This is a genomic window from Clostridium sp. CM038 (assembly GCF_055081105.1).
The window spans coordinates 2,300,142-2,325,355 of record NZ_CM143651.1 but is presented as its reverse complement, the minus strand read 5'-3'; the positions used below and the strand labels follow the sequence as shown (position 1 = coordinate 2,325,355).

At 30.5% G+C, this 25,214-nt stretch carries 21 protein-coding genes and 1 pseudogene; 20 read left to right on the top strand and 2 right to left on the bottom strand.

The annotated features are described in order from the left end of the window. Positions 1 to 161: 161 nt before the first annotated feature. From gdhA to ACWJKS_RS10715, 6 genes and pseudogenes are all read left to right on the top strand, one after another. On the top strand, positions 162 to 1,514 hold the full coding sequence (gdhA, locus tag ACWJKS_RS10740) for an NADP-specific glutamate dehydrogenase (RefSeq protein WP_462959566.1): 1,353 nt from the start codon (positions 162 to 164) through the stop codon (positions 1,512 to 1,514). Between the two features lie 238 nt (positions 1,515 to 1,752). Beyond that, a complete protein-coding gene (locus tag ACWJKS_RS10735) occupies positions 1,753 to 2,940 on the top strand; it encodes a BaiN/RdsA family NAD(P)/FAD-dependent oxidoreductase (RefSeq protein WP_253198179.1) in 1,188 nt (395 codons plus the stop codon). A 65-nt stretch (positions 2,941 to 3,005) separates the two neighbouring features. Continuing rightward, positions 3,006 to 3,668 carry a (d)CMP kinase gene (cmk, locus tag ACWJKS_RS10730; protein WP_462959565.1) on the top strand — a complete coding sequence of 221 codons (663 nt, stop codon included), beginning with the start codon at positions 3,006 to 3,008 and terminating at the stop codon, positions 3,666 to 3,668. 41 nt (positions 3,669 to 3,709) lie between these two features. Continuing rightward, positions 3,710 to 4,543, top strand: a pseudogene (locus tag ACWJKS_RS10725) (4-hydroxy-3-methylbut-2-enyl diphosphate reductase); the annotation flags it as partial. 166 nt (positions 4,544 to 4,709) lie between these two features. After that, the gene (locus ACWJKS_RS10720) at positions 4,710 to 5,768 is read left to right on the top strand and encodes a CotS family spore coat protein (RefSeq protein WP_258280657.1); all 1,059 of its coding nucleotides are present in this window, start codon (positions 4,710 to 4,712) and stop codon (positions 5,766 to 5,768) included. Positions 5,769 to 5,881: 113 nt separating this feature from the next. After that, entirely contained in the window at positions 5,882 to 6,751 is an 870-nt protein-coding gene (locus tag ACWJKS_RS10715; protein WP_462959564.1) for a GNAT family N-acetyltransferase, read from the top strand. Positions 6,752 to 6,830: 79 nt separating this feature from the next. On the opposite strand, the gene ACWJKS_RS10710 is transcribed toward ACWJKS_RS10715, so the two are convergent. Beyond that, complete coding sequence (locus ACWJKS_RS10710; protein WP_462959563.1) at positions 6,831 to 7,040, bottom strand: hypothetical protein; 210 nt, start codon at positions 7,038 to 7,040, stop codon at positions 6,831 to 6,833. 270 nt (positions 7,041 to 7,310) lie between these two features. On the opposite strand from ACWJKS_RS10710, the gene miaB reads away from it, so the two are divergent. The 5 genes from miaB (at position 7,311) to ACWJKS_RS10685 (ending at position 15,313) form a co-directional block, all read left to right on the top strand. Beyond that, the gene (gene miaB / locus ACWJKS_RS10705; RefSeq protein ID WP_462959562.1) at positions 7,311 to 8,636 is read left to right on the top strand and encodes a tRNA (N6-isopentenyl adenosine(37)-C2)-methylthiotransferase MiaB; all 1,326 of its coding nucleotides are present in this window, start codon (positions 7,311 to 7,313) and stop codon (positions 8,634 to 8,636) included. A 148-nt stretch (positions 8,637 to 8,784) separates the two neighbouring features. Then, entirely contained in the window at positions 8,785 to 11,475 is a 2,691-nt protein-coding gene (mutS, locus tag ACWJKS_RS10700) for a DNA mismatch repair protein MutS (protein ID WP_462959561.1), read from the top strand. A 43-nt stretch (positions 11,476 to 11,518) separates the two neighbouring features. Beyond that, positions 11,519 to 13,456 carry a DNA mismatch repair endonuclease MutL gene (gene mutL, locus ACWJKS_RS10695; protein WP_462959560.1) on the top strand — a complete coding sequence of 646 codons (1,938 nt, stop codon included), beginning with the start codon at positions 11,519 to 11,521 and terminating at the stop codon, positions 13,454 to 13,456. 15 nt (positions 13,457 to 13,471) lie between these two features. Further along, the gene (gene miaA, locus ACWJKS_RS10690) at positions 13,472 to 14,398 is read left to right on the top strand and encodes a tRNA (adenosine(37)-N6)-dimethylallyltransferase MiaA (protein ID WP_462959559.1); all 927 of its coding nucleotides are present in this window, start codon (positions 13,472 to 13,474) and stop codon (positions 14,396 to 14,398) included. A 21-nt stretch (positions 14,399 to 14,419) separates the two neighbouring features. After that, entirely contained in the window at positions 14,420 to 15,313 is an 894-nt protein-coding gene (locus ACWJKS_RS10685; protein WP_462959558.1) for an MYG1 family protein, read from the top strand. A 102-nt stretch (positions 15,314 to 15,415) separates the two neighbouring features. On the opposite strand, the gene ACWJKS_RS10680 is transcribed toward ACWJKS_RS10685, so the two are convergent. Next, complete coding sequence (locus ACWJKS_RS10680) at positions 15,416 to 16,726, bottom strand: pyridoxal phosphate-dependent aminotransferase (protein ID WP_462959557.1); 1,311 nt, start codon at positions 16,724 to 16,726, stop codon at positions 15,416 to 15,418. Positions 16,727 to 16,953: 227 nt separating this feature from the next. Between ACWJKS_RS10680 and tnpA the strand changes: the two genes are divergently transcribed. The 9 genes from tnpA (at position 16,954) to ACWJKS_RS10635 (ending at position 25,009) form a co-directional block, all read left to right on the top strand. Then, positions 16,954 to 17,358, top strand: a complete 405-nt coding sequence (gene tnpA / locus ACWJKS_RS10675) for an IS200/IS605 family transposase (protein ID WP_462956055.1) — start codon at positions 16,954 to 16,956, stop codon at positions 17,356 to 17,358. Between the two features lie 12 nt (positions 17,359 to 17,370). Next, positions 17,371 to 18,831, top strand: coding sequence for a nuclease/transposase family protein (locus ACWJKS_RS10670; protein ID WP_462959556.1), 1,461 nt, complete (start codon positions 17,371 to 17,373; stop codon positions 18,829 to 18,831). Between the two features lie 610 nt (positions 18,832 to 19,441). After that, positions 19,442 to 21,400: an ATP-dependent DNA helicase gene (locus ACWJKS_RS10665; protein WP_462959555.1), complete on the top strand. Its 1,959-nt coding sequence runs from the start codon at positions 19,442 to 19,444 to the stop codon at positions 21,398 to 21,400. 352 nt (positions 21,401 to 21,752) lie between these two features. Then, on the top strand, positions 21,753 to 22,163 hold the full coding sequence (locus tag ACWJKS_RS10660) for a peptide deformylase (RefSeq protein WP_462953772.1): 411 nt from the start codon (positions 21,753 to 21,755) through the stop codon (positions 22,161 to 22,163). A gap of 41 nt (positions 22,164 to 22,204) precedes the next feature. Beyond that, on the top strand, positions 22,205 to 22,348 hold the full coding sequence (locus tag ACWJKS_RS10655; protein WP_462959554.1) for a hypothetical protein: 144 nt from the start codon (positions 22,205 to 22,207) through the stop codon (positions 22,346 to 22,348). A gap of 471 nt (positions 22,349 to 22,819) precedes the next feature. Then, on the top strand, positions 22,820 to 23,347 hold the full coding sequence (locus ACWJKS_RS10650; protein ID WP_462959553.1) for a hypothetical protein: 528 nt from the start codon (positions 22,820 to 22,822) through the stop codon (positions 23,345 to 23,347). Between the two features lie 275 nt (positions 23,348 to 23,622). Further along, positions 23,623 to 24,039, top strand: coding sequence for a hypothetical protein (locus ACWJKS_RS10645; RefSeq protein ID WP_462959552.1), 417 nt, complete (start codon positions 23,623 to 23,625; stop codon positions 24,037 to 24,039). A gap of 328 nt (positions 24,040 to 24,367) precedes the next feature. Then, positions 24,368 to 24,604: a hypothetical protein gene (locus ACWJKS_RS10640; protein ID WP_462959551.1), complete on the top strand. Its 237-nt coding sequence runs from the start codon at positions 24,368 to 24,370 to the stop codon at positions 24,602 to 24,604. A gap of 15 nt (positions 24,605 to 24,619) precedes the next feature. After that, entirely contained in the window at positions 24,620 to 25,009 is a 390-nt protein-coding gene (locus ACWJKS_RS10635; RefSeq protein WP_462959550.1) for a hypothetical protein, read from the top strand. Positions 25,010 to 25,214 lie beyond the last annotated feature (205 nt).

Here is a 25,214-nt window from a genome sequence, read left to right as displayed (position 1 = left end):
AATATTTGCTTTTTATTTTAAAATATAATTATAATTCTTTAAATGAGGAAGAAATAGTGCATACTATAAATTATGTGCAAAGTAGTAGCAATCTAATATATATATACATACATATATATATTAAATTCAAATAAAACATTAATTTAAGGAGGAAATAAATTATGGAAGTAAAAGAATATATAGAGCAAGTATTAGAAAATGTTAAAAAGAGAAATCCTAATGAACCTGAATTTTTACAAACAGTTGAAGAAGTTTTAGGATCTTTAGGACCAGTTTTAGAAAAACATCCAGAGTATATTGAAGCAAACCTTTTAGAAAGATTCTGTGAACCTGAAAGACAAATGATGTTTAGGGTTCCATGGATAGATGATGCAGGCGTTACACAGGTTAAACGTGGTTTTAGAGTGCAATTTAATGGATGTATAGGACCATTTAAAGGCGGTTTAAGATTTCATCCTTCAGTTTATATTGGAATCATTAAATTTCTAGGATTTGAACAAGTGTTAAAGAATTCATTAACTGGACTTCCAATAGGTGGAGGTAAAGGTGGTTCTGATTTCGATCCAAAAGGGAAATCAGATGCTGAGATAATGCGATTCTGCCAAAGCTTTATGACTGAACTTTACAGATATATAGGGCCAGATGTTGACGTTCCAGCTGGAGACATTGGTGTTGGAGGACGAGAAATTGGCTATTTATATGGACAATACAGAAGGATTAAAGGAACTTTTCAAAATGGAGTTCTTACAGGAAAAGGGTTAGCGTATGGCGGAAGTTTAATAAGACCACAAGCTACAGGTTTTGGGATAGCTTATTTCTGTGAAGAAATGCTTAAACATGAAGGGCTAGATTTTAAAGGTAAAACAGTAGCTACTTCGGGTTTCGGAAACGTTGCTTGGGGTGTTTGCACAAAAGTTGCTGATTTAGGTGGTAAAGTAGTTACACTTTCAGGTCCAGACGGATATATATACGATCCAAATGGAATAACAGGAGAGAAAATAGATTACTTAGTTGAAATGTTAAGGGTAAATAAAGGCTCGAGAGTTAAGGACTATGCTGACAAGTATGATGTTGAATTCCATGCTGGAGAAAAACCATGGAATGTAAAAGTTGATATAGTAATACCGTGTGCTACACAAAACGATATCAATATAGAGCATGCTAAACAAATAGTCGCAAATGGAATAAAATTTGTTTGTGAAGGTGCTAACATGCCATGTACTAACGAAGCAGTTGACTACTTCTTAGAAAAGGGCGTTAATGTAGGACCATCTAAGGCTGCAAATGCAGGCGGAGTTGCTACATCAGCACTTGAAATGAGTCAAAATAGCATGAGACTATCATGGACGGCTGAAGAAGTTGATGAAAAATTACATGAAATTATGATTAATATATACAAAAATTGTAAAGAAGCTTCAGAAGAATTTGGATTTGGTTATAATCTAGTTTCAGGAGCTAACATCGCAGGATTTGTTAAAGTTGCAGAAGCAATGCACGCACAAGGAAATTATTAATTCTTACGTATATATTTCAAAGAGAATCCTTTTAGGGGGATTCCCTTTTTTATTTTTTTATTTTTTAGTTATATAAAAGAGTGTGATATAATAGAATGCATATATTTATTTGAAATACGGTGTTTATTTTTAAATGAGGTTGAATAAATTAATGTATTATATTAATTTATAATTGTAAGTATTATAAGGGAGTGATTAGGTGGCAAAAGTAGTTATTATTGGAGGAGGACCAGCAGGTATGATGGCAGCTGTTACAGCTTCATCAAAACATGATGTGGTACTCATTGAAAAAAATGAAAAATTAGGAAGAAAACTTTATATAACTGGGAAAGGTAGATGCAATATTACAAATGCGAAGGATATTGGTGATTTTTTTGAACATATACCATGTAATCCTCATTTTTTATATAGTTCTTTATATTCCTTTACTAATGAAGATACAATGAATTTTTTTAAAGAATTAGGAGTTAACCTTAAGGTTGAAAGAGGAGATAGAGTATTTCCGCAGTCAGATAAGTCTTCGGATATAATAAAAGCGTTTAATATGGAATTAAAAAATAAAAATGTTAAAGTGCAATTAAACTCAAAAGTTAAAAAGTTAGTTAGGGATAATCAGAAGATTGTCGGAGTACAGCTTGCTGATGGAAGTTATGTTTATGGAGATTACTTTATATTATGTACCGGTGGTTTATCATATCCACAAACTGGATCATCTGGTGAAGGTTTATCTTATACTCGTTCTTTAGGACACAATATAATTAAACCTAAAGCATCACTTGTACCAATAGAATTTGATGAAACGTGGGTTTCGGATTTACAGGGTCTCTCTCTAAAAAATGTAGAATTAAAAATTACTAATAGTAAGAATAAGAGTCTATATAAAGAGTTTGGGGAAATGCTTTTTACCCATTATGGTGCTTCAGGACCTATTGTATTAAGTGCAAGTAGTTTTATAAAAGAAGGAGAAAAATTTAAGGCTGTGATAAATCTTAAGCCAGCATTAAGTGAAGTTGAACTTGATAAGCGAGTTCAAAGTGATTTCTTGAAATATGCAAACAAAGCTTTTAAAAATTCATTAGATGATTTACTTCCTAGAAAAATGATTAATACGATAATTCAACTATCTAATATTGATGAAGATAAAAAAGTGAATTCTATTACTAAAGAAGAAAGAAAAACCGTAGTAAATTTGCTTCAAAATTTAACGTTTAATATTAAGGGCCTTCGCCCAATAGAAGAAGCAATTATAACTAGTGGTGGAGTAGATACTTTAGAGATAGATGCTTCAACCATGAAATCAAAAAAAATTGATAATCTTTATTTTGCAGGTGAAATGATAGATGTAGATGCATATACAGGAGGTTATAACCTCCAAATAGCATTATCAACAGGGAATTTAGCTGGGAGTAATGTAGGGGAAAATTAATGCTACTTCCAGTATCAAATTAATGCTATTAAAACTAGCAGTTTTATAAACGAGGGGTGAAGAGTATGGGAATTTCCGTTGCCATAGATGGACCTGCAGGTGCAGGTAAAAGTACTATAGCTAAAATGATAGGTGAAAAATTTGGTCTTATGTATATTAACACGGGAGCAATGTATAGAGCAGTTACTTTAAAGGCGATGAATGCAAACATATCAGAAAATAATGTAGATGATTTACTTAAAATGGTGGAATCTTTAGAAATTCATTTTGAAGAAGAACGTCTATTTGTTAATAAGGAAGATCTGACATATATGATAAATATGCCTATTATAAGCAACAATGTTTCAAAATATGCAGCTATTCCTGAAATCAGAGAAATACTTGTTAAGCTACAACAAAATATAGCCAAAAAATTTAATGTTATTATGGATGGACGCGATATTGGTACAGTTGTACTTAAGGATGCTTCTTTTAAATTTTATTTAACTGCGAGTAGCGAAGAGAGAGCGAAAAGAAGATACGAAGAATTAATTTCTAAGGATATAGAAGTTGATTACAATACTATTTTAAAGGATATTATAAAAAGAGATTATGTTGATACACATAGAGAGACTAGTCCACTTATAAAAGCGGAAGATGCTATAGAAATCGATTCTTCTGATTTAAGCATTAATGGAGTAGTTGAAACAATTGTGGAATATATTAATTTGAAAATTAAGTATAGTTAATTCAATATTTTTTATAATGCCTTATATATGGAGGTGGCAGTATGAGAAAAATAACACTAGCAGATTCAGCTGGTTTTTGTTTTGGAGTTAAACGAGCTGTAGATACGGCTTTAAATATGAAAGAAAAATACAATAATGAAATCTATACACTAGGGCCACTTATTCATAATACTGATGTTGTGGATTTTTTGAAAGAAAATTCAATATTTCCTATAGAACTTGATAATATTTCAAGATTAAAAGAAAATGATACGATTATTATAAGATCGCATGGAGTATCTGAAAAAACATTAAATATTTTAAAAAAAACCAGCCTTAATGTAATAGATGCAACATGTCCTTATGTAACCAATATTCATAAAAAGGTGAAAAAATATTACGATTTAGGATATCATATAATTATAGTTGGAGATAAAAATCATCCCGAAGTTATTGGAATTAATGGATGGTGTAATGATTCTGCAGTAATACTTAAGAGTGGTACGGAGCTCGGTAATATATCAAATAAAGTATGCGTGGTATCTCAGACAACAGAGAGGCAGGCTACTTGGGAGGATGTATTAACCAAGGTAATAAAAACCTGTAAGGAAATAGTTGCCTTCAACACTATATGCAGTGCAACTGAAGTACGCCAAAAATCCGCAGAAGAACTTTCAATTAAAGTTGATGCTATGGTTGTTATTGGTGGTTTTAATAGTTCCAATACTACAAAGCTGTATGAAATATGTAAGAAAAATTGTGAAAATACAATACATGTAGAAAATTTATTAGGTATTACTGATGAATTTATAAAAGATAAAAATGTTAAGAGTATAGGGGTCACAGCTGGAGCCTCAACACCGGATTGGGTTATTAAAGAGGCAATTTTAAAAATGAAATAATAGATTATTGAAGCATAACATTTTCTTTAAGAAAATTTCTCGTAAAAAACGTGTAGCATAAAATTATGCAAGCACGTTTTTTTATAATTTTTATGAATTATTGAATACTAAATTAAATTAGCTAATATAATTTAATAGCACTATTATGGGAGAGAGAAAATTGAAAGGTAATGCAAGAACAATTGAGCACTTAAATATAATTACTAATAAAAAGATGCAAATATTAATAAATGTAGTTAGGAAGTATAAATTAGAGTTAATAACTGCTGAAAAAGTTAGAAGTGCATATAAGATTACAACAGATAATGGTGATTTCTGTTTAAAGAAAATGAGGCATGGAAGAAGTAAGGTTAAAAATGGTTGTATTTTAACAGAAGAACTACTACTTAATAACTTTACCAATACACCTAAATATTTTAGAACAAAAGACGGAGCTTTTTCCGTAAGCTATAAAAAAAATATATATTACTTAACAGAATGGTTAGAAGGCTGTGAATGTGATTTAACTGATATTGATGAAGCTGTGAGTTGTACAAAACTCTTAGCACAATTTCATAACGTATCAAATAAAATTGACCATAATAAAATCCATATACCAAACAATTTAAAGGATTGGCCGAAAATTTTCACTAACGATTTAAATGATTTTAAAAGATTCGAAAGAATAATTACTAACAAAAGGATAAAAAATGAATTTGATATTCATTTTCTAGAAAATATTGATAACTTTTATAATAGAGGTATGTCTTCCGTTAATATTCTAAATAAGTCACAGTATTATAAATCATCAAAAATAGCAAATGATAAGAAAATAATATGTCATAATAACTTTCGTTATCACAACATAATTAAAAAGGATGGAGAGTACTTCATAATTAACCTTGATAGTATTATGAGTGATTTACAAATAAGTGATTTAGGAAAGCTTCTTCGGAGATTGATGTTCGAAAAGGCTTATGGGTGGAATTTTAATTTTGCTAAAGTTCTGATTGAAGCATATAATTCTACTAATAAATTAAGCAAAGAAGATTTAGAGATAATGCTTGCCTTAATAATATTCCCTCATAAGTTTTGGAAGTTAGCGAAGAAAAGATATATGAAACAAAAAAAATGGTCTGAGACTAAATATTTGAATAAACTTAATAAGATAACATGTCACAATGAAGCTCAAGAGAAATTTTTTAATGAATATTTAAATTTTTTAGAAGAATATTCATAAATTATAAAAATTCATTGTAAAACTATTAATAATAGATTTATAATTATAAATGTATTAAAATTTTATAAATAATCAAATTTATTTAAAAATAAATATTAGTGGAGTAAAGTTAAATGTATAAATTAATAAGTCTAACTTTGAAAAATATTGAAAGTTTTAGAAAAATTAGTAAAATTAATACTAACTTTAGTTTATCGAATAAAGATTTCTTTGAACAGTATGATAATAGTAACATTATTCAAAAATTGTTTTTAAGAAAAACTGTAAACTTATTATTAGAAGAAAATAATTATATAGGTTATATATGGTTTGAAAAACATACTAAATATCATAGTTCCATTAATTCAATAAATGTAATAGAGGATAATAATTTAGTCTACTGCTATAAAATTTTAATTAGTTCACTGGTAAGTAATAGTTTGATAACTTATGAATGTGAAGATAATGGAATAAACATAGATATTTTAAATAAGCTAGGGTTTACTAGATTAAAGGGAGTTATGGAACTAGAACTAGAGTGTAAAGAATATTTTAATTCCCTTGTTCCTAGTAATATTACTTTTTCTATAGTAAAAAAGGGCAAAAATGAAAAAGAACGTTGTTTATTACAAAATGAAATATTTAAAAATGATGATAGAATTCCGATAAATGTAGAAGATATCTATTATGATGAAGCACAGGAATATTATTTTAATGAGGGCGCAATATTTATTAAACTAGATAATATACCCGTTGGATATGGTCAAATTATAGTTGAAGATAAGGCAGCAATCATAGTAAATTTCGGAATAGTAGAGAAATACAGAAAAGAAGGATATGGGAAAGTGCTTTTAAGGCATTTGCTTAATATAGCTATGGATAATGATTTTTCTAAAGTCTCACTTAAGGTGGATTCTAATAATGTTTTCGCTTTAAAATTATATATTTCTTTAGGTTTTAATATTAAAAAGGAAGTTTATACTTGGAAAAAAACCAAAGCTTAATAATGAATATAAAAAGTGATAGAGGATTCTATCTCTTTTTATATTTTATCTTCAATATCAGAAAGCATATTTATTTTTGTTATAATAAGGAATTCTCACTAATGGAAGTGGTGGATATTCCTTCTGAAATGTCATTATACTGGTTTAGTACAATTTCAACAGGAACATAGGATGCTTTCATATTTAGCATATTACTATGGTTACACATACAATAATAACTTCTATCACCTATGCAATTGTATTGTAAACTCGTATCTTTTATAGTCTCTTCTTTTTTTGCATCATACATATAAAATCACTCCTTTTAGGTAGGTTATCCTAAAAACAGAAATTTAATCTAGAAATTAAAAACAAATATAAGTGCTAATTAAAGAATCATAATATGTAATTTTTTCTATATTAAAATAGAAAATCAACTAGTAAGAGTATAATCTGATTCGTATATATATTTAGAATAGATTAATTATATAATCAATTATTAAAAATGACTTTAAAAAAGCTTTCATATTATATATAATGGTATGTATTAATACTTTTTTTTATAAAGGAGAATGCACTAATGAATAAAACACTTAATTATTACATAGAAACATGGGGATGCCAAATGAATGAGGAGGACTCTGAAAAATTATCTGGTATGCTAATACCTGTGGGATATAAAAGAACTTTGGATAAGGGAACTGCTGATATAATTATATTCAACACTTGTTGTGTTAGAGAGAATGCAGAGCAAAAGGTTGATGGAAATATAGGTGCTTTAAAAACAATGAAAAAAAATAATCCAAAGCTTATAATTGCGATTATTGGATGTATGATGCAACAAGATGGCATGGCGAAACATATAATTACTAAATTTCCATTTGTAGATATTATTATTGGGACACACAATGCTCATAAATTCCCAGAGTACTTAAAGAGAATACAAGGTGGAGAATCATCTATCGTTGAAATTTGGGATAAAGAAGAAAATATTATAGAGGGAATTAAAATAGATAGGGGAAATAATCTAAAAGGTTTTGTTACAATTATGTATGGTTGCAACAATTTTTGCACTTATTGTATAGTGCCTTATGTAAGAGGACGCGAGCGAAGTCGAAAGCCTGAAGAAATTATTAATGAAATAACAGCTATGGTTGCACAAGGGTACAAAGAGATAACCTTACTTGGTCAAAACGTTAACTCCTACGGTAAGGGATTAACTCCTGAAATAAATTTTGCACAGTTACTTAGAAGAATTAACAATATTGAAAATTTAGAGAGATTAAGATTTATGACATCTCATCCGAAGGATTTATCAAATGAAGTAATGCAAGTGATTGCTGCGGGGGATAAGATTTGTGAACATGTTCATTTACCAGTACAATCAGGTTCATCTAATCTTCTAAATAAAATGAATAGACATTATGATAGGCAGGAATATTTGGATTTGGTTAAAGATATTAGAACCACAATACCTAATGTAGGAATAAGTACAGATATTATCGTTGGATTTCCTGGAGAAACAGATGAAGATTTTGCAGAGACTCTAAGCCTTATGGAAGAGGTGAAATTTAATTTAGCATTTACGTACCTTTATTCTAAAAGAAAAGGAACTCCAGCTGATGAAATGCTAGACCAAGTGCCAGATGATGTTAAGCATGAAAGATTTAATAGATTAATTGAAGTTGTTAACAGAAATTGTGCAGAAAGAAACAAAGAATGTGTAGGTAAAATAGTAGAAGTATTGGTAGAAGGTTATAGTAAAAATGATAAAAATAAATTAAGTGGAAGAACTAGAAATGGGAAATTAGTGAACTTCGAGGGAAACGACAAAGCTATTGGAGATCTCGTATCAGTTCAAATAACTGAGGCACACTCTTTTTCACTTTTAGGTGAAGAAATATAAGGTGCATGAGAATAAATGCACATTAGGGGCATGAAAGTAAATAACAAGTCACTAGGCTAGGATACTGACTTGTTATTTACTTGAATGTCCCTTATATAAAAATTAACAATTATTATTTACTTACAGATGAAAGCAAGGTGGTATGACAATGGCATTAACTCCAATGATGATACAATATTTTGAAATAAAAGAAAAGTGCAAGGACTGTATATTGTTTTTTAGATTAGGTGACTTTTATGAAATGTTTTTTGACGATGCGCAGGTTGCATCAAAAGAATTAGAATTAGTCCTAACAGGACGGGACTGTGGCCTTGAGAAAAGAGCACCTATGTGCGGAATACCGTACCATGCTGCCAACACCTATGTAGGAAGGCTAATTGCAAAAGGATATAAGGTTGCCATATGTGAGCAAGTGGAAGATCCAGCACTTACAAAGGGCATAGTTAAAAGAGATATTATTAAAATAATTACGCCGGGAACTTACACTGATTCCGGTTTTTTAGAAGAAACTAAAAATAACTATATTATGAGCATTTACATTGACAGAAAAATTAACTTCTGTGGAGTGTGTTTTTGTGATGTATCAACTGGTGAATTTACTTGCACAGATACTAAATTTAACATTGTTACTATATTAGATGAAATTTCAAAGTTTAATCCAAAAGAAATTATTGTGTCAGAGGATATATCTGAGGAGATACTGCGCGCTATAAAAGAAAGATTTAATGTTTTGTATTCGTCTTACCCAAATGAGTATTTTACCCTGAAAGACGAAAGTTTAATTACAAATCAGTTTCATAACTTTTGTGAGAATACATTCTCACAAACTTTAATTAGCAGCATTTCAGGATTGCTTAGTTATATTATGGATACACAAAAAAAATCACTTTCTCACATAGATACTATAGAATATTATGATATTTTAGATTATGTAAGTTTAGATGCAAATTCTAGGAGAAACTTAGAACTCACGGAAACTTTAAGAGATAAAACTAAGAAGGGCTCTTTGCTTTGGGTATTAGATAGAACTAATACTGCCATGGGAGCTAGAAGGCTCCGTAAATGGTTAGATCAACCTTTAATAAGCAAGAGCTTAATAGATGAAAGATTAGAGGCCGTAGAAGAACTAAAAGGTAATACTACCTTCCACGAAGATTTAAAAGATGTGCTGGTGGATATTTATGATATAGAAAGACTTGTAGGGAAAATTTCTTCAAAGAATGTTAATGCAAAAGAATTGATTTCTCTTAAAAATTCTATAGGAAAAATACCAAGGGTTAAATCCATTTTAGCAGGACTTAATAGTAAATTAACGAAAAAAATATATTTAAACTTAGATGATTTGCAAGATATATATAATACTTTAGATAATTCTATTATTGTAAATCCATCTATTTCTATTAAAGAGGGAAATATTATTAAGGAAGGTTTTAATAGTGAAATAGATGAGCTAAGGCAAGCTAAGGCCCATGGCAAAGAATGGATTGCTACATTAGAAAATGATGAAAAAAGAATAACTGGAATAAAGTCATTAAAAGTAGGGTATAACAGAGTGTTTGGTTATTTTATTGAAGTAACCAAATTAAATATCGGGTCAATTCCGGAGGGAAGGTACATAAGAAAACAAACCTTGTCTAACGCGGAGAGATACATTACTCCTGAACTTAAGGAAATGGAAGAGAAAATTTTAGGAGCACAAGAAAAATTAGTCAATATTGAATATGAGGTATTTACAGGTATTCGAGAAGAAATTGAAAAACACATAGAAAGAATGAAAAATACTGCAAAGTTAATATCAGAAATTGATTGTTTAAGTGCCCTAGCTACAATTGCACTTGAAAATAATTATACCAAACCTAAAATAAATACTAAGGGTATTTTTAATATAAAAGGTGGGAGACATCCTGTAGTTGAAAAAATGATGCCTACAAATACTTTCATTGAAAATGACACATGTATGGATGCTGTGGGTAATCAATTACTACTAATAACTGGACCCAATATGGCGGGTAAATCTACCTATATGCGTCAAGTCGCATTAATAACTATTATGGCTCAAATAGGAAGTTTTGTTCCCTGCATAGATGCAGATATATCCATATGTGATAAGATATTTACGAGAATAGGAGCTTCAGACGATCTTGCTGCGGGTAAAAGTACCTTTATGGTTGAGATGTGGGAAGTATCCAATATATTAGAAAATGCAACAAATAAAAGTTTAGTTTTACTTGATGAGGTAGGTCGTGGTACTAGTACTTATGATGGATTAAGTATTGCCTGGTCAGTAATTGAGTATATTTGTAAGAATTCTAATTTAAGGAGTAAAACCTTGTTTGCTACACATTATCACGAGTTAACAAAACTTGAAGGTATGATTAAGGGTGTTAAAAATTATTCTGTAGCTGTAAAAAAGATTGAAAATGAAATTGTATTCCTTCGAAAAATTGTTCCTGGTGGAGCTGATGAATCCTATGGAATAGAGGTTGCAAAGCTTGCAGGTCTACCAGAGGATGTAATAAATAGGGCAAATGAAATTCTAGCGTCACTAGAGAATCTTAACAATACTACGGAAATTGACTTAAAAAGCAATAAATTTTCGGAAATTAAACGACCTAATAAAGCTAATAATAAAAAAGATATTGAAAACATTGTGGCGAAAGAAGCGGCTGTAACTTATGTACCGAAGATAGAAAACGATGAAATTACTCAAATTAATTTTACAGACATAGAAAAGGATAATATGTTAAAAGAAATTAAAAATATAAATATCCTTAATCTAACACCTATGGATGGGTTTAATAAGCTATACGATCTAGTTAATAGGGCTAAGTTGCTATAGTGATAGACAGGGGCTATAAAAATAGGTAAGGATGTGAGTTGTCATGAGAATTAATATATTAGAAGTTGAGACTTCCAATAAAATTGCTGCAGGCGAGGTTGTAGAGCGGCCGTCGTCTGTAGTCAAGGAGCTCGTGGAAAATAGTATAGATGCTGGTGCTAAAAATATTAACATAGAAATCGTTGATGGTGGTCAAAAAAACATAAAGATAACTGACGATGGCAACGGAATACATATAGATGATATAGAAAAGGCTTTTTTGCCTCATGCTACTAGTAAAATAAAATATGTTGAAGATATTTATAAAATACATACGTTAGGGTTTAGAGGAGAGGCATTGCCGAGTATTGCGTCTGTATCTCATACTTTACTAAATAGTAGAACTGAAGAATCCTCATTTGGCAAAGAGATATCTCAGTCATCAGGGGATATACTCTACGTTAAAGAAGTAGGATGCAATGTTGGTACAACAATAGAAGTTAAGGATCTATTTTTTAATGTTCCTGCAAGGCAAAAATTTTTAAAAACGCCTCAAAGAGAATCAGCTTTAATATCAGATATTATAGGCAGGCTTGCATTAGCTAACAATGAGATTTCTTTTAAACTACTAAACAATAGTAAAAAGGTTTTGTCTACATATAGCTCTACAAATCTTTGCGATACTATTAGATATATATATGGTAAAGAAGTTGTAGATAATATTACTAGTTTTGAAAGGTATAACGATATAATGTCTGTTCATGGATATATCGGTAATGCACAGATAAGTCGAGGCAGCCGAAATAGACAAAGTATTTTTGTTAATAAAAGGTATATTAAAAGTGGTCTAATTACAGCGGCCGTCGAAAATGCATTTAAATCTTTTTTGACTGTTCATAAATTTCCTTTCTTTGTTATATTTTTAGATATTTTCCCTGAGTATATAGATATAAATGTTCATCCACAAAAAACTGAAATTAAATTTCAGGAGGATAAAGCTGTATTTAAAATTGTTTTTGACGCAGTGCATACAGCAATTGCTGATAGTTTAAGAGGCAATTTTGATATACCAGAAGGCGATAAAGCAAATAGCAGTGAGAAAGAAATTGAAGAAAACACCTTAAGAAAAGAAATTTATGATTTTAACAGGACAGTAATAGATGAAAAGGATAGGGAAGAACTAGAAAAGAGTGTTCAAATCCCAATAGATTTTAATTATAAAACATTAAACAATGAAACAGATAATTTTAAAGAATCATCTTATACAAATGTGAGTGATCTAAAAGTTACAAGTAATTATGGTAGTGAAGCTACTAATGAGTTACAAATCGCGCGGGTAAGTGAGAATGTTAAAGATAGTAATATAATTAATTATGAGACGGGTGAAATCACATCGCCAAATGAAGTTTCTAAAATTTCAAAGTTTCCAGAGCTTCGAATTATAGGACAATTCAATAAAACCTATATTTTAGGTGAGGTATATAATGAGCTTTACCTAATTGACCAACATGCAGCTCATGAAAAAGTATTATTTGAAAAATATAAAAAAGAAATTACAAATTCCGAGGTGCTATCCCAAATTTTACTTACGTCAATAGTAATAGAGCTTAATCAAGATGATTACACTTATTATATTGAAAATGAAGCAGTATTTAAAAATTCTGGTTTTGACATTATTGAATTTGGTGAAAACACAATAAGTATTAGGGAAGTTCCAATAATACTTGGGAAACCAGATATTAAAAATCTTTTTAATGAAATATTAGATAATTTAAAAAACATGGGCAGCGGTAAAACTGTAGAAGTTAAATATAATCGTATAGCATCTATGGCATGTAAAGCAGCTGTAAAAGCAAATAATCAGCTAACAGAGCTTGAAATGAACAAATTAATTGATGATTTAAGATATATTGATGAACCTTTTACTTGTCCCCATGGAAGACCTACAATAATAAAAGTTACACTTAATGAACTTGAAAAAAGATTTAAAAGAATACAATAGAAAAAAGGTGGAAACATGAAAGATTTATTTATTTTAGCAGGCCCTACAGCTGTAGGTAAAACAGAAATCTCTATAAAACTTGCGCAAAAGCTAAAGGGAGAGATCATATCAGCAGATTCAATGCAAATATACAAATGTATGGATGTTGGTTCTGCTAAGATTTCATTCGAGGAGATGAGGGGAGTTCCTCATCATCTAATAGATATAATAGAGCCTAGTGAAGAGTTTAGTGTGGCTGAGTTTAAAGAAAGAGCTGAAAGTGCTATTGAAGATATAAGTAATAAAAATAAACTCCCAATGCTAGTTGGTGGAACTGGGTTTTATATAAATTCACTAATATATAACTATAGCTTTGCGCGTACCAACAAAGATGAAGAGTATAGAGAGTATCTTACAAAACTTTCAGATGAAAAAGGAAACGAATATGTACATAGCTTACTTAAAGATATTGATGAGGAATCTTACAATAAACTATATCCTAATGATTTAAAAAGGGTTATTAGAGCTTTAGAAGTGTACAAAGTAAGTGGTAAACCCATGAGTGAGTTTAAATCAGAGCAAAATATTTTGGATATTCCTTATAATGTACATTATTTTGTACTAAACATGGATAGACAAAAATTGTATAATAGAATTAACCAACGCGTAGATATAATGTTTGAAAATAATTTAATAGATGAAGTTATAAAATTAAAAGATATGGGCTACAATTCAGATATGCAGTCAATGAAGGGTATAGGATATAAAGAAGTGCTATACTATTTAAATGGTGAAATATCTTTAAATGAAGCTATAGAAATGATTAAACAAGGAAGTAGGAATTATGCTAAAAGGCAGCTTACCTGGTTTAGAAAAGATCCAAGAGTAACTTGGATTAATAAAGATGATTTTAGCAGTGATGATGAAATTGTAGAATATATTGCGGATATGAGTAAATTATAATAAATATAAAAGAGGTAAATAATGATTAATGAAAAGAATATTAAAACTTTAGGAACACATAATGGAAAATTTCATGCAGACGATGTTATGGCTACAGCTATACTTAGTCTACTACTAGGGGATATAAAGGTAACAAGAACAAGAGATGAGAATATACTTAGAACTTTAGATTTTGTATATGACATAGGCTTTGGAGAGTTCGACCATCACCAATTAGACAAAGAAATAAGAGAAAACGATGTTCCATATGCTGCTTGTGGTTTGGTTTGGAGAGAGTTTGGGTCAAGAGTAATACAAAAGTTTAATTCTGAATTTGATGAAGAGGACATAAGATCCATTTTTGATTGTGTTGATAAAAATTTAGTTCAGGGTATTGATGCTACAGATAATGGAATAGATATAAAATCAGAAATTAATGTAACTACAATAAGTGATATAATCCAAAGTTTTAATCCTGCATGGGATTCTGATGATTCAAAAGAGGAGGCATTCGAAGAAGCCGTCCGGTATGCTACTGAGGTTATAAAAAGAATAATAAGCAGACAAGTTTCTGTTATAAAAGCAAGGGTAATAGTAGATGAAGCCTTTCAAAGTAGAAAGACTAACGAAATAATGGTTTTAAAAACCGGTTGTCCTTGGCTTAAACAGTTACTAAAAATAGATATAAATAATGAAATATTGTTTGTTATTTCTCCAAATGATAATAATGCAGAGTATAAGATTCAAACTGTAAAGAAAGCCGTTGATACTTTTGAAGCAAGAAAAGATTTATTAGAATCGATTAGAGGAAAATCAAGTGAGGAAATAAATTCTATACTTAAAATAGATGATGCTATTTTTTGTCACAAAGCAGGGTTTATAGCATCTGCTAAAAGCTTGGAAAGTGCTATGAAAATAGGGGAATTATCTATTTAAAACTGATATAAGGAAAATAGATAAAAAGGGCCATCTCAAAATAGAAAGTAATTTCTATTGCGAGATGGCTCTTTTTTCTTTTGGTGTATAATTTAAGTATGATTAACGTATACCCTCATATTTTCTTAGAAGCTTAACGAATAACTCAGGAACTTTTGCCATGTTTTCTGGAGTTTCTACGAATGCGATACGCATCTGAGTGCTTCCTGGATTAGATTCGCCTGGTTTAATGTCATAGAAACCTTTCATAGGTGCTACCAGAAGAGTTGTTTCCACTCCGTGGAAATCCACTGAGCCTTCTTGGGCACAATACATAACAAATTCGATTGAATCAAATCCTGGTTTTACAACATTTCTAACGTCAACTACTGAGTATATAGCTGCATCAGGGCTAGAAACAATAAGACCTGGGTCCAGTTTCTTCATACAACTATAGAATTTAAACAAGAGTTTTTTGTAATACTCACGGAGTCCTATACACCATTCATCAAGCTGTTCTTTGCTTTCATGAGCTAGTGCTCCGAAGATATACTGACCTATTACATTGGCGCAAAGGTTAGCAGTATATTCAGCTACTGATTGAGTATGGAACTCTTCATTATCAGTGATTAAAGCCCCTATTCTTAAACCACAGGCACTCCATATCTTTGATGCGGTATCGAGACTTATTCTTCTGCCCTCTATGCCAGGTACATCTGCATCAGTGATTCCCCAGATACTTATGAGGTCACTGTTGACATAATATAGTTCACGATAAGCTTCATCGCTAATCATCCACATATTATATTTTACGCATATTTTAGCAAGTTCTTTAAGAGTTGCATAGTCGTAGAGCTGCCCTGTAGGATTGTCGTAAGGGATTACAAGAAGTGCTCCGGGATTATTCTTTTTAATAGATTCTTCAATTTTATCTAGTTCTGGAAGGCTAAACTTGCCATCATCGTCTAAATGACGCTTTACTGTAACAGTTTTACGGCCAATTCTTTCTGCAAAAGAAATATAATTTGTATAGGCTGGGTCAATCATCATAAGAGGTTTATCATCAGTGCCTGCAGCTCCGCAAACACCAAGTAATAACATCTCAATACTAGTGGATCCACCATCGGTTACCTGAACAAATAATTTGCTAGTATCAAACCCTTGGCAATTGAGAATGTTTTTAAATGCATCCTGAGCCTCGGCTACACCGGCAGTACCTGAATATCTTACAGTACCCTTTGCAAATGGGCTTTCAGGTGAATCCAATGCAAACATTCTTTTCTGCATAGCAGGATTTGTTGGTAGGGAAACGTTTCCAATCGCTACGTTGACCAACTCAGGTTTAACTTTACGCTCATTAAATTTCATTTGTCCAATTCTTACGGCTGATGGCATCCTTTTCTTAAAATGTTCCGATATTACTGGTTTGTTCATAAAAAATACCCCCTAAAATTATAATTGTAATTTATGAAATAGTTACCTTCTAATAATATTATAACAGTAAAGTCAAATAATGGATGCAATTATGGTGCGATTAAATTTACAATGAATTTGTGCGGAAAGCCCACTCCTTGAGGTGTGGGATGGATAGCATAAGAAATTAAATTTTAAGCGTGTATATTATCATTGATAATATACACGCTTTAAGATATACTTTAATTATGGAAAATAAATATAGAACAACTAAAACAACCATGTCATTAATTAATTATCATTTTATATTTTGCCCAAGATATAGAAGAAAAATATTTTTAATACCTAGTGTGGAAGAAAGATTTAAGCATATGGTCAAAGTTATATGTGACGAGTTGGAAATTAAAATCATTGCTATAGAATGTGATAAAGACCATACTCATATGTTTTTGAATTGTATGCCAACATTAAGTCCCTCTGATATTATGCAAAAAATAAAGGGTGCAACAAGTAGAGTTTTGAGAGACGAATTTATTGAATTAAAGAAGATGCCTAGCTTATGGACTAGAAGTTATTTTATATCAACTGCGGGAAATGTGAGTAGTGAAACGGTGAAAAAATATGTAGAAAATCAAAAAACAAGATATAATTAGGAGGTGAATATTGTGTCAAATTATATTTTAACATTAAAACTAGATACAGAAAAATATCAAGAAGATATTTTAGATAAGAGATTAGAGATAAGTAGTAATATATATAATAGCTGTTTAGGTGAATTATATAAAAGATATAATTATATGAGACAGTCTAAGGAATATAAGAAAGTTGTTAAAATGGCTAAAGGAAAAGAACGTAATAAACAATTTAATGAATTAAATAAAAAATATAGTTTGACGGAGTATTCACTTCATAAATTTGTAAAACCTATTCAAAAACATTTTAAAAGTAATGTAGATAGCTTCACCACTCAAAAAATAGCTTCAAGGTGTTTTAGTGCATTTCAAGGATTAATGTTCCATACGGCAAATAAGGTTTGTTTTAAGAAATATGGAGAAATGAACAGTGTTGAAGGGAAGTCCAATGGAACGGGGATTAGATTTAAAGATAATCAATTAATTTGGAATGGGCTTAAAATCAATCCTATTGTTAAAAACAACGATGAATATGCAGAAATTTCGCTATTAAACGAAGTTAAATATTGTAGAATAGTTAGAAAATTTATTCGTGGAAAGTACAAATATTATATTCAATTAATATTAGAGGGAGTTCCACCTTTGAAATATAATAAAGAAACTGGGGAAGTTAAAAATAGTATTGGAAAGGGTAATGTTGGAATAGATATTGGTACTCAAACTATAGCGATTGCCTCAAAACATGAGGTTAAATTATTAGAATTAGCACCCGAGGTTAATAATATTGAAACAATTAAAAGAAGATTATTAAGAAAACTAGATAGACAAAGAAGAGTCAACAATCATAATAATTTTAATGAAAATGGTACAATAAAACATGGTGCAAAATTAATATGGGTTAAATCAAATAAATATATTAAAACCCAAAATGAATTAAGAGATATTCAAAGGAAACAAGCTGATATAAGAAAGCAAAGTCATAATATTTTTGCTAATAAAATAGTGAGTTTAGGAGATAGGATATTAGTAGAAACAATGAACTATAAAGGATTGCAAAAACGTTCTCAAAATACTATCGTTAACGAGAAAACAGGAAAATTTAATAAGAAAAAAAGATTTGGAAAGTCTTTAGCAAATAAAGCCCCAAGTATGCTTTTAATTATATTAGACAATAAATTAAAGTGGAATAATACTGAATTATATAAAGTTAATACTTATAAAATAAAAGCATCACAATACAACCATTTTGATGAGAAGTATAATAAAAAAGAATTAAGTGAACGTTGGAACACATTCAATGTCGACAATAAAGAAATTAAAATTCAAAGAGACTTATATAGTAGTTTTTTAATAATGAATGTAAAAGAAAATTTAGAAGAAATAGATAGAGATTTATGTTTTGGAACTTATGATAATTTTAAACATTTGCATGATAAAGAAATTAATAGATTATTAAGCAGTAATAATAAAAAAATATCAAGTATGGGAATTTAAAAAAAATTAATAAAAAATTTAATAGGTTTTGATATGAGCCTTTAAACTATCGTTAATTTATCCATTGGGATAATTGGTAGTGAAAGTTTTAGAGAAGTTGTTTAGTTCTTATATGTTGTAATTTATAGATTCTTTATAAATGAGAGTATAGGAGAAGGTGATCTATCTAAGAACCCCATGCCTTTAGGCGTGGGAGTATCAGTATCTGGTATTGGGATCGACTTTGAGGTGAAAGTAAGTATATATCCGCCTACTATCATAAGTACAATAAAAATAGCGAAAGTTGTTATTTTTTTTGTTATGCAATTTTCCATGATTATTGTATTCAATACACGTTTCTATTATCGCATAGTATTAGTAGTAAATACTCTATTTCTTGTTTATGCAATCCCAGGAAAGTGACTAGATTTTATGTAATATAAATTAGAATTATTAAAAGAGGTAATTTTTTCTCCATTGTTAATGTTATAATACTTATTGAAAAAGTTTAGAATGTAAGGGTGTTTATGTTTAGTATATAAAGAAAAACTATGTGCATGTACATAACTGACAGTAAATTTTCGCATAATATTTTCTATGGTATTCCATAGGTTAACAGGAGGATAAAATTTTGTATAAGAAAATAGGGGCCACCTTTGATTATAAAACAAAAAAAGAGTTTCCAAGTAAGTTGATGGATTGGATTGGCGATGTTTTTTACGATATTCTTCCGAAACACGGATATGAGATACGTGATGAGCAAATATATACTGCTTTTCAGCTTGCTGATGCAGTTTGTAATAAAAAAGTTCATCTGGCTGAGGCTGAGGTCGGTACCGGAAAGACATTCGCCTACTTACTCACTGCAATTGCCTACGCTGGTTTTAGCGGAAAACCTGTAGTAATTGCATGTGCCTCAACAGCACTTCAGGAACAGCTGGCAGGGCCAAAGGGAGATATTCAAACACTTTCCCGAATACTGGGATTAGAAATAGATGCGCCAATGGCAAAGGATCCTCGTCAGTATGTTTGTGATGAGAGAGTTAGTGGAATAGGGGGAATGTTTGGCGATGCGACAGCCTCTGATGAGATTAATCAATGGTTAGCCAGGACTACAAAAGGTGAACGCTCAGAAATGCCGCATATATCCGATAGTGTATGGAGACAGATTGGATGGGATGAGACTATGCCCTGTGATGCCTGTCCCAGAAGAGGCTTTTGTAAGCTTGTTAAGGTAAGGGAACATTACAGATCTTCCAAGGATTTAATTATCGCTGATCATAATATCTTTTTTCAGGACCTGTGGACAAGGGATGAAAGAATTGCAGACGGTAAAATGCCTATGCTTCCAGATTACTCGCTGGTGATTTTTGATGAAGGGCATAAAGTCATACTGCCGGCAGCCATGGGTGCTGGAAGACAAATTCATAAAGAGGATATTGATAATATTATCATTTCGATAGAGGAAATCCAGGGAGCAAGAACTTCACTGGTTGTAAGTGCAATTGCCTTGGACCAGGCCACTTCTAACTTTTTCGAAAAACTTAATCAAAACGTAATAGATGATGAGCAATCAGAGCGTCTGGGGGTTCGCACCGATGATATACTTCTGAAAGCAGCTGATACTTTTCATAAGGCACTAGATCGGTTGCTTTTAGATATACAAATTGAGGAAGAGCTATACATAGACGCGCTACCGGAAAGCACGTTACATACCTTTGAAATTCAAATAGAACTATCAATTACAGCCTTAGCTAGGTTTGGTAGGAATAAAGGTAGAGAGGTTATTACTTGGGTAGATAGGGCAGACGGCAGCTTTTGGGTAGTTCCGCGGAATTTGAGCAATATGCTAGATAAACATTTATTTTTGAAAAAATTGCCTGTGGTGTTTACTTCAGGAACTTTAAGTGATAAGGGGGATTTTGGTTACCTTATGAGGACTCTTGGCTTAAAAGATCCAGCAATATCAACGGTTGGGAGTCCCTTTGATATTGAGGAACAGGTGGTGGTTTATTTACATCAGCCATCCTTTGAGGCTACTTCCAGTGCCAAGTTTTCACGCAAAATCAAACAATTACTATGTTTGCTGAAAGAGAATGGAGGAAGAGCGTTGATACTTGTTAACTCTTTGAAGGAAGTCAGGAAAATAAGAAAAGAAATTAGTGGCTATGAGCTACCTTTTGAAGTTTTATGGGAGGATAAAGGTGAGCGAGGATATCTTGTCCAAAAGTTTCGTGCGGAAGTTACATCTGTATTAGTAGGTTCTACCTTTTGGGAGGGAATTGATGTGCCCGGGGATTCTTTATCTCTCGTTGTAGTTTGGCAGCTTCCCTTTCCTTCCCTAGACCCTTTGATTGAAATGAGGCGCAAAGAAGCAGAAGAAGAGGGGATGAATCCACTTATAACCGTTGATTACCCTGAAATGGGATTGAAGTTAAAACAAGGTTGTGGCAGATTAATTAGAACTAAGGATGACCGTGGAGCAATAGCTGTCATGGACCAAGTAATAGGAACCCCATGGGAAAAGGTGGTTATGAGGGCTCTACCTAGAGGAGTGAAAATCAAAACTTTGGAACATAGGGATATTTAAAATACCACACCTTCTTCAACAGAGTCAACACAAGGATCTAACCAAAATTGCGCTGAACAACTATACGATTTGTCGGGTACAGAGTAGAAGATAGTAAGGTATATCTCTAAGATTGGATCTATTACCATTCATGCTTATATTCTTAATAAATAAGCCAATGATATTAAAAGTGTCATTGGTTTATGTTATAATTTTTTTGAGTTAAGGATGTGTATTAAGTGAAGAACTTATAGCTAATTATGGGAAAGGATATAGTCAAGCAAATTTATTTAATATGCTTAGGTTATACGATATATTTTAAAATCATGTCTTATTTTTTATAAAAAATATAACTGAAAAAGAGGTATAAATTATGATAAAACCAATTGTAAAAGATATATTGTTTTTAGGACAAAAATCAGAAGAGGCAACTAAAAATGATATAGTAGTAATTGATGATTTAATAGATACATTAAGTGCAAACTTAGAGCATTGTGTTGGATTGGCTGGTAATATGATTGGAGCAAAAAAGCGTATATTGGTATTTACTGTAGACAACCTTATTGTGCCTATGATAAATCCAGTTATATTAAAAAAAGAAAAGCTTTATGAAACAGAAGAGAGTTGTTTATCTTTAATTGGCTTTAGAAAAATGAAGAGATATGAAATGATAGAGGTGGAGTATCTTGATAGAAATTTTAATAAGCAAAAGCAAGTGTTTAATGGGTTTACAGCACAAATAATTCAACATGAAATGGATCATTTTGAAGGTGTAATAATCTAATTGAATATTTGAAGAAGCAAAAAAATGTACAGGCAGCCTATATGCAACTAATGGTAAAGGAAAGTGAACAGAGTTATTTAGTAGTAGATTTTATGGGTTATAGGAGAGAAATATTTGATGGAATAAGTAATGTTGCAATATTCTTTGGCTGTTCAAGCGTTGAATTAGCAAACAACAACTTCTAGTTATTGTTACGTCCTCCGAGGTCGTTACAAATGATGGAAATGAAGTGAACAACTTTTGTTTGCTATATATATAACAATATTTAGAAAAGCTAAACTCATACTTCCTCCTTTTATACTTTATGACGATATTCTATGATTATACAATAAATATACACTCTCAAAAATGAAATTAATTGTAATTTGACCATCGGATATATACTACCTGCATCTTGTATTTTGTAGTCTCTATTCTACTTTTATATATTAACATTTATTATACATATATATAAATATTATGCCATAACTCATAGCTAAACCGGTTGCAATTTCTAATGTAACAGCATTTATATCAAGTTCCCGTTCGATACCTAAAATCACTAATTATGCTCGCTTCTAATAAACTCCTATGCTACCATAATTATGGTGCAATATTACTTATAGTTTGTTTTTAATATTGTATACTCAAACTTAAATGATTGGGAGGAAAATGAAATGTATAATAATGAAATAAATAATAAGAATATATATACTAAAAAAAACTATTTAATTATTTCAATAATAATAATTATTATCATTGCATTTTTAGTCTATGATGAGCGGGGTAATTCTTTAGAAATTACTAAAACAGACGAAAAAACAATTTTACAATATCTTGATACAAAAACAAATGATATTAATGAAGCAAGGGAAGGGAAAATGTATAGTGCATTTACAATTTTAGGAACAGATAAAGATAAAATATATGTTTACTTATCAAAAGAAGGTTATTTTAAAGAGGAAGGTAAGCTAGGCATTGAAAGTGGAGTATCACTTCCCGTAGTTCTATATATACAAAATGGTAAGAATGGAATTGAAATTACCAATCATAAATATCCTGAGGATGGAATTGGCTATCAAAAAAGCGCGAAAAAACTATTCCCTTATTATGTTAGATGCGCGATTCACAATAATTATAATGAACGTGCAGATAAGCTTCAAAAAATTATAAAAAATAAAGCTGAAAAAGATTTTAAAAATTAAAATAGCAACAAGCAATTTTCATTACATACCAATTTCTTCAAGCACCTCGGAGACCCTGACATAGTTATTGTTACGTCCCCCGAGGTCGTTACATTGTTTGCTAGCTGGAGAGGGATATATATTAAAAAATATTATGCCTAAAGCAAATACGGTGCTATTGAATTTGATTGTTGATAAGTTGATTCCAAAAAAAAGATGCAAGACTTATTGAGCGGTTAATAAAAGCAAATCAATTATTAGAAGATGGAGTATCGTATCTTAAATCATTAATACTAATGGAAAGTGAATATGGATTAGAAAAATATTATGATATTGCAAAGATAAAGAATTCGATCCCAGATTTGACAGATGATAATAATATAGCACCACTTACTGAAGCCATAAGAGAAATAAAAGAAGTAAGAAATTTGGATCGTATTATTAAATTGTGTGAACTTTCTATTAGTAAAGGTTTTAAAGATAATCGTTTTTGTGGATTATATAATAGTGTTTATAAAGCATTGAAAAATATATGTCAGAATGGTGCCACTATAGTAATGGAAAAACTTGAAAAGGCTAAAGATGAAAACAGTGATAATGAAGAGTCTAAAAGTTTCTGTAACCAGAATCTTGCTGAAATAAAAACCCAATTTTATAACCAAAATGATGAACCATGGGAGATTAATGATATCAAAAGGTATATGCTAAATTAGTAGCTTGAGCTAGAATAAAAACAATTCCAGCTTCCCATTATTCTTATAATGATAAGTTGGAATATAGGAAATAAAAATAGTGAGGGATATGAAGTGACCATGTAAAATCAAATAAATATTTAGGTATAACAAATGGCATTCAACAGTATGGTTGGGTGCCATTTGTTATGGTTAAAAATGCTCACATAAAAAATGGCAGGAAATTGAACAGCTTTTTTAAAAATCAGAAAAAGGTCTTAAACAACTACTTTAGATATATATTATTTATCTGAATTGCCAGCATAAAACACTACAAGTAAAAATATATATTGTAAATAGAGGTGAAAAAATGCAGCAATCAAAGATATTAGACAATAAGGGAGTTGGAAAAATTGGAGATGAGATTAAGGAACATGTAAAAACAGGTTCTAAGGTATCGGTTGTTTCTGCATATTTCACTATATATGCATATAAAGAATTAGTTAAGGCTATAGCAGACGAAATTGAGAAGTTGGATGTTAAAATGCTAAAACTCAGTAGCAATATTAAACATGTGAAAGATTTAATTCAAAACCTTAACAATTAATATGGGGGTAAAATCATGGAGAAGTTAGGCGACAAAAGTATGAACATTGTTGCTGAAAATATTATTAAAATGAAAGGATTGTTTCCAGAAGTATTTTGTGAGGATAAAATAGATTTTGAAAAATTAAAAGAAGTCTTAGGTGAATACACAGAGGATAAAGAAGAACGATATAGTTTTAATTGGAAGGGTAAGTCTAAATCAATAAGACTTGCACAGACATCTTCAACAGGTACATTACGACCATGCAAAGAAAAAAGTAAGAATTGGGATGCCACAGAGAATATTTATATTGAAGGAGATAACCTAGAAGTATTGAAGTTACTTCAAAAAACTTATCATAGTAAGGTGAAAATGATTTATATAGTTATATATAGTATTATTCCATACGGTATTTTAAGTATTTAAAGTATAAATAATAGAGAGATTAGATTTTAAGTATTAATATATGAGTAGAGTAATGTATATATATAAGTAAAAGATAGTTAAGGTAGTACCGATGGAGGTGTTTTTTTATTTTATAAAACAGATTAAAAATATACTCATACTTTCAGCAATACAAGTATATTGTATTACAAGATATGATAAAATTTAATAAAATGGTAATTTAAAA

Bases quoted from the DNA above. Each gene is read 5' to 3' on its own strand.
- ACWJKS_RS10660 (WP_462953772.1), top strand. From the start codon at position 21,753: ATGATAAAACCAATTGTAAAAGATATATTGTTTTTAGGACAAAAATCA.
- ACWJKS_RS10685 (WP_462959558.1), top strand. From the start codon at position 14,420: ATGATTAATGAAAAGAATATTAAAACTTTAGGAACACATAATGGAAAA.
- ACWJKS_RS10710 (WP_462959563.1), bottom strand. From the start codon at position 7,040: ATGTATGATGCAAAAAAAGAAGAGACTATAAAAGATACGAGTTTACAA.
- ACWJKS_RS10650 (WP_462959553.1), top strand. From the start codon at position 22,820: ATGTATAATAATGAAATAAATAATAAGAATATATATACTAAAAAAAAC.
- miaA (WP_462959559.1), top strand. From the start codon at position 13,472: ATGAAAGATTTATTTATTTTAGCAGGCCCTACAGCTGTAGGTAAAACA.
- gdhA (WP_462959566.1), top strand. From the start codon at position 162: ATGGAAGTAAAAGAATATATAGAGCAAGTATTAGAAAATGTTAAAAAG.
- ACWJKS_RS10715 (WP_462959564.1), top strand. From the start codon at position 5,882: ATGTATAAATTAATAAGTCTAACTTTGAAAAATATTGAAAGTTTTAGA.
- ACWJKS_RS10655 (WP_462959554.1), top strand. From the start codon at position 22,205: ATGCAACTAATGGTAAAGGAAAGTGAACAGAGTTATTTAGTAGTAGAT.
- tnpA (WP_462956055.1), top strand. From the start codon at position 16,954: ATGGAAAATAAATATAGAACAACTAAAACAACCATGTCATTAATTAAT.
- ACWJKS_RS10680 (WP_462959557.1), bottom strand. From the start codon at position 16,726: ATGAACAAACCAGTAATATCGGAACATTTTAAGAAAAGGATGCCATCA.
- cmk (WP_462959565.1), top strand. From the start codon at position 3,006: ATGGGAATTTCCGTTGCCATAGATGGACCTGCAGGTGCAGGTAAAAGT.
- ACWJKS_RS10645 (WP_462959552.1), top strand. From the start codon at position 23,623: ATGGAAAGTGAATATGGATTAGAAAAATATTATGATATTGCAAAGATA.
- ACWJKS_RS10640 (WP_462959551.1), top strand. From the start codon at position 24,368: ATGCAGCAATCAAAGATATTAGACAATAAGGGAGTTGGAAAAATTGGA.
- ACWJKS_RS10635 (WP_462959550.1), top strand. From the start codon at position 24,620: ATGGAGAAGTTAGGCGACAAAAGTATGAACATTGTTGCTGAAAATATT.
- ACWJKS_RS10735 (WP_253198179.1), top strand. From the start codon at position 1,753: ATGATGGCAGCTGTTACAGCTTCATCAAAACATGATGTGGTACTCATT.
- mutS (WP_462959561.1), top strand. From the start codon at position 8,785: ATGGCATTAACTCCAATGATGATACAATATTTTGAAATAAAAGAAAAG.
- mutL (WP_462959560.1), top strand. From the start codon at position 11,519: ATGAGAATTAATATATTAGAAGTTGAGACTTCCAATAAAATTGCTGCA.
- miaB (WP_462959562.1), top strand. From the start codon at position 7,311: ATGAATAAAACACTTAATTATTACATAGAAACATGGGGATGCCAAATG.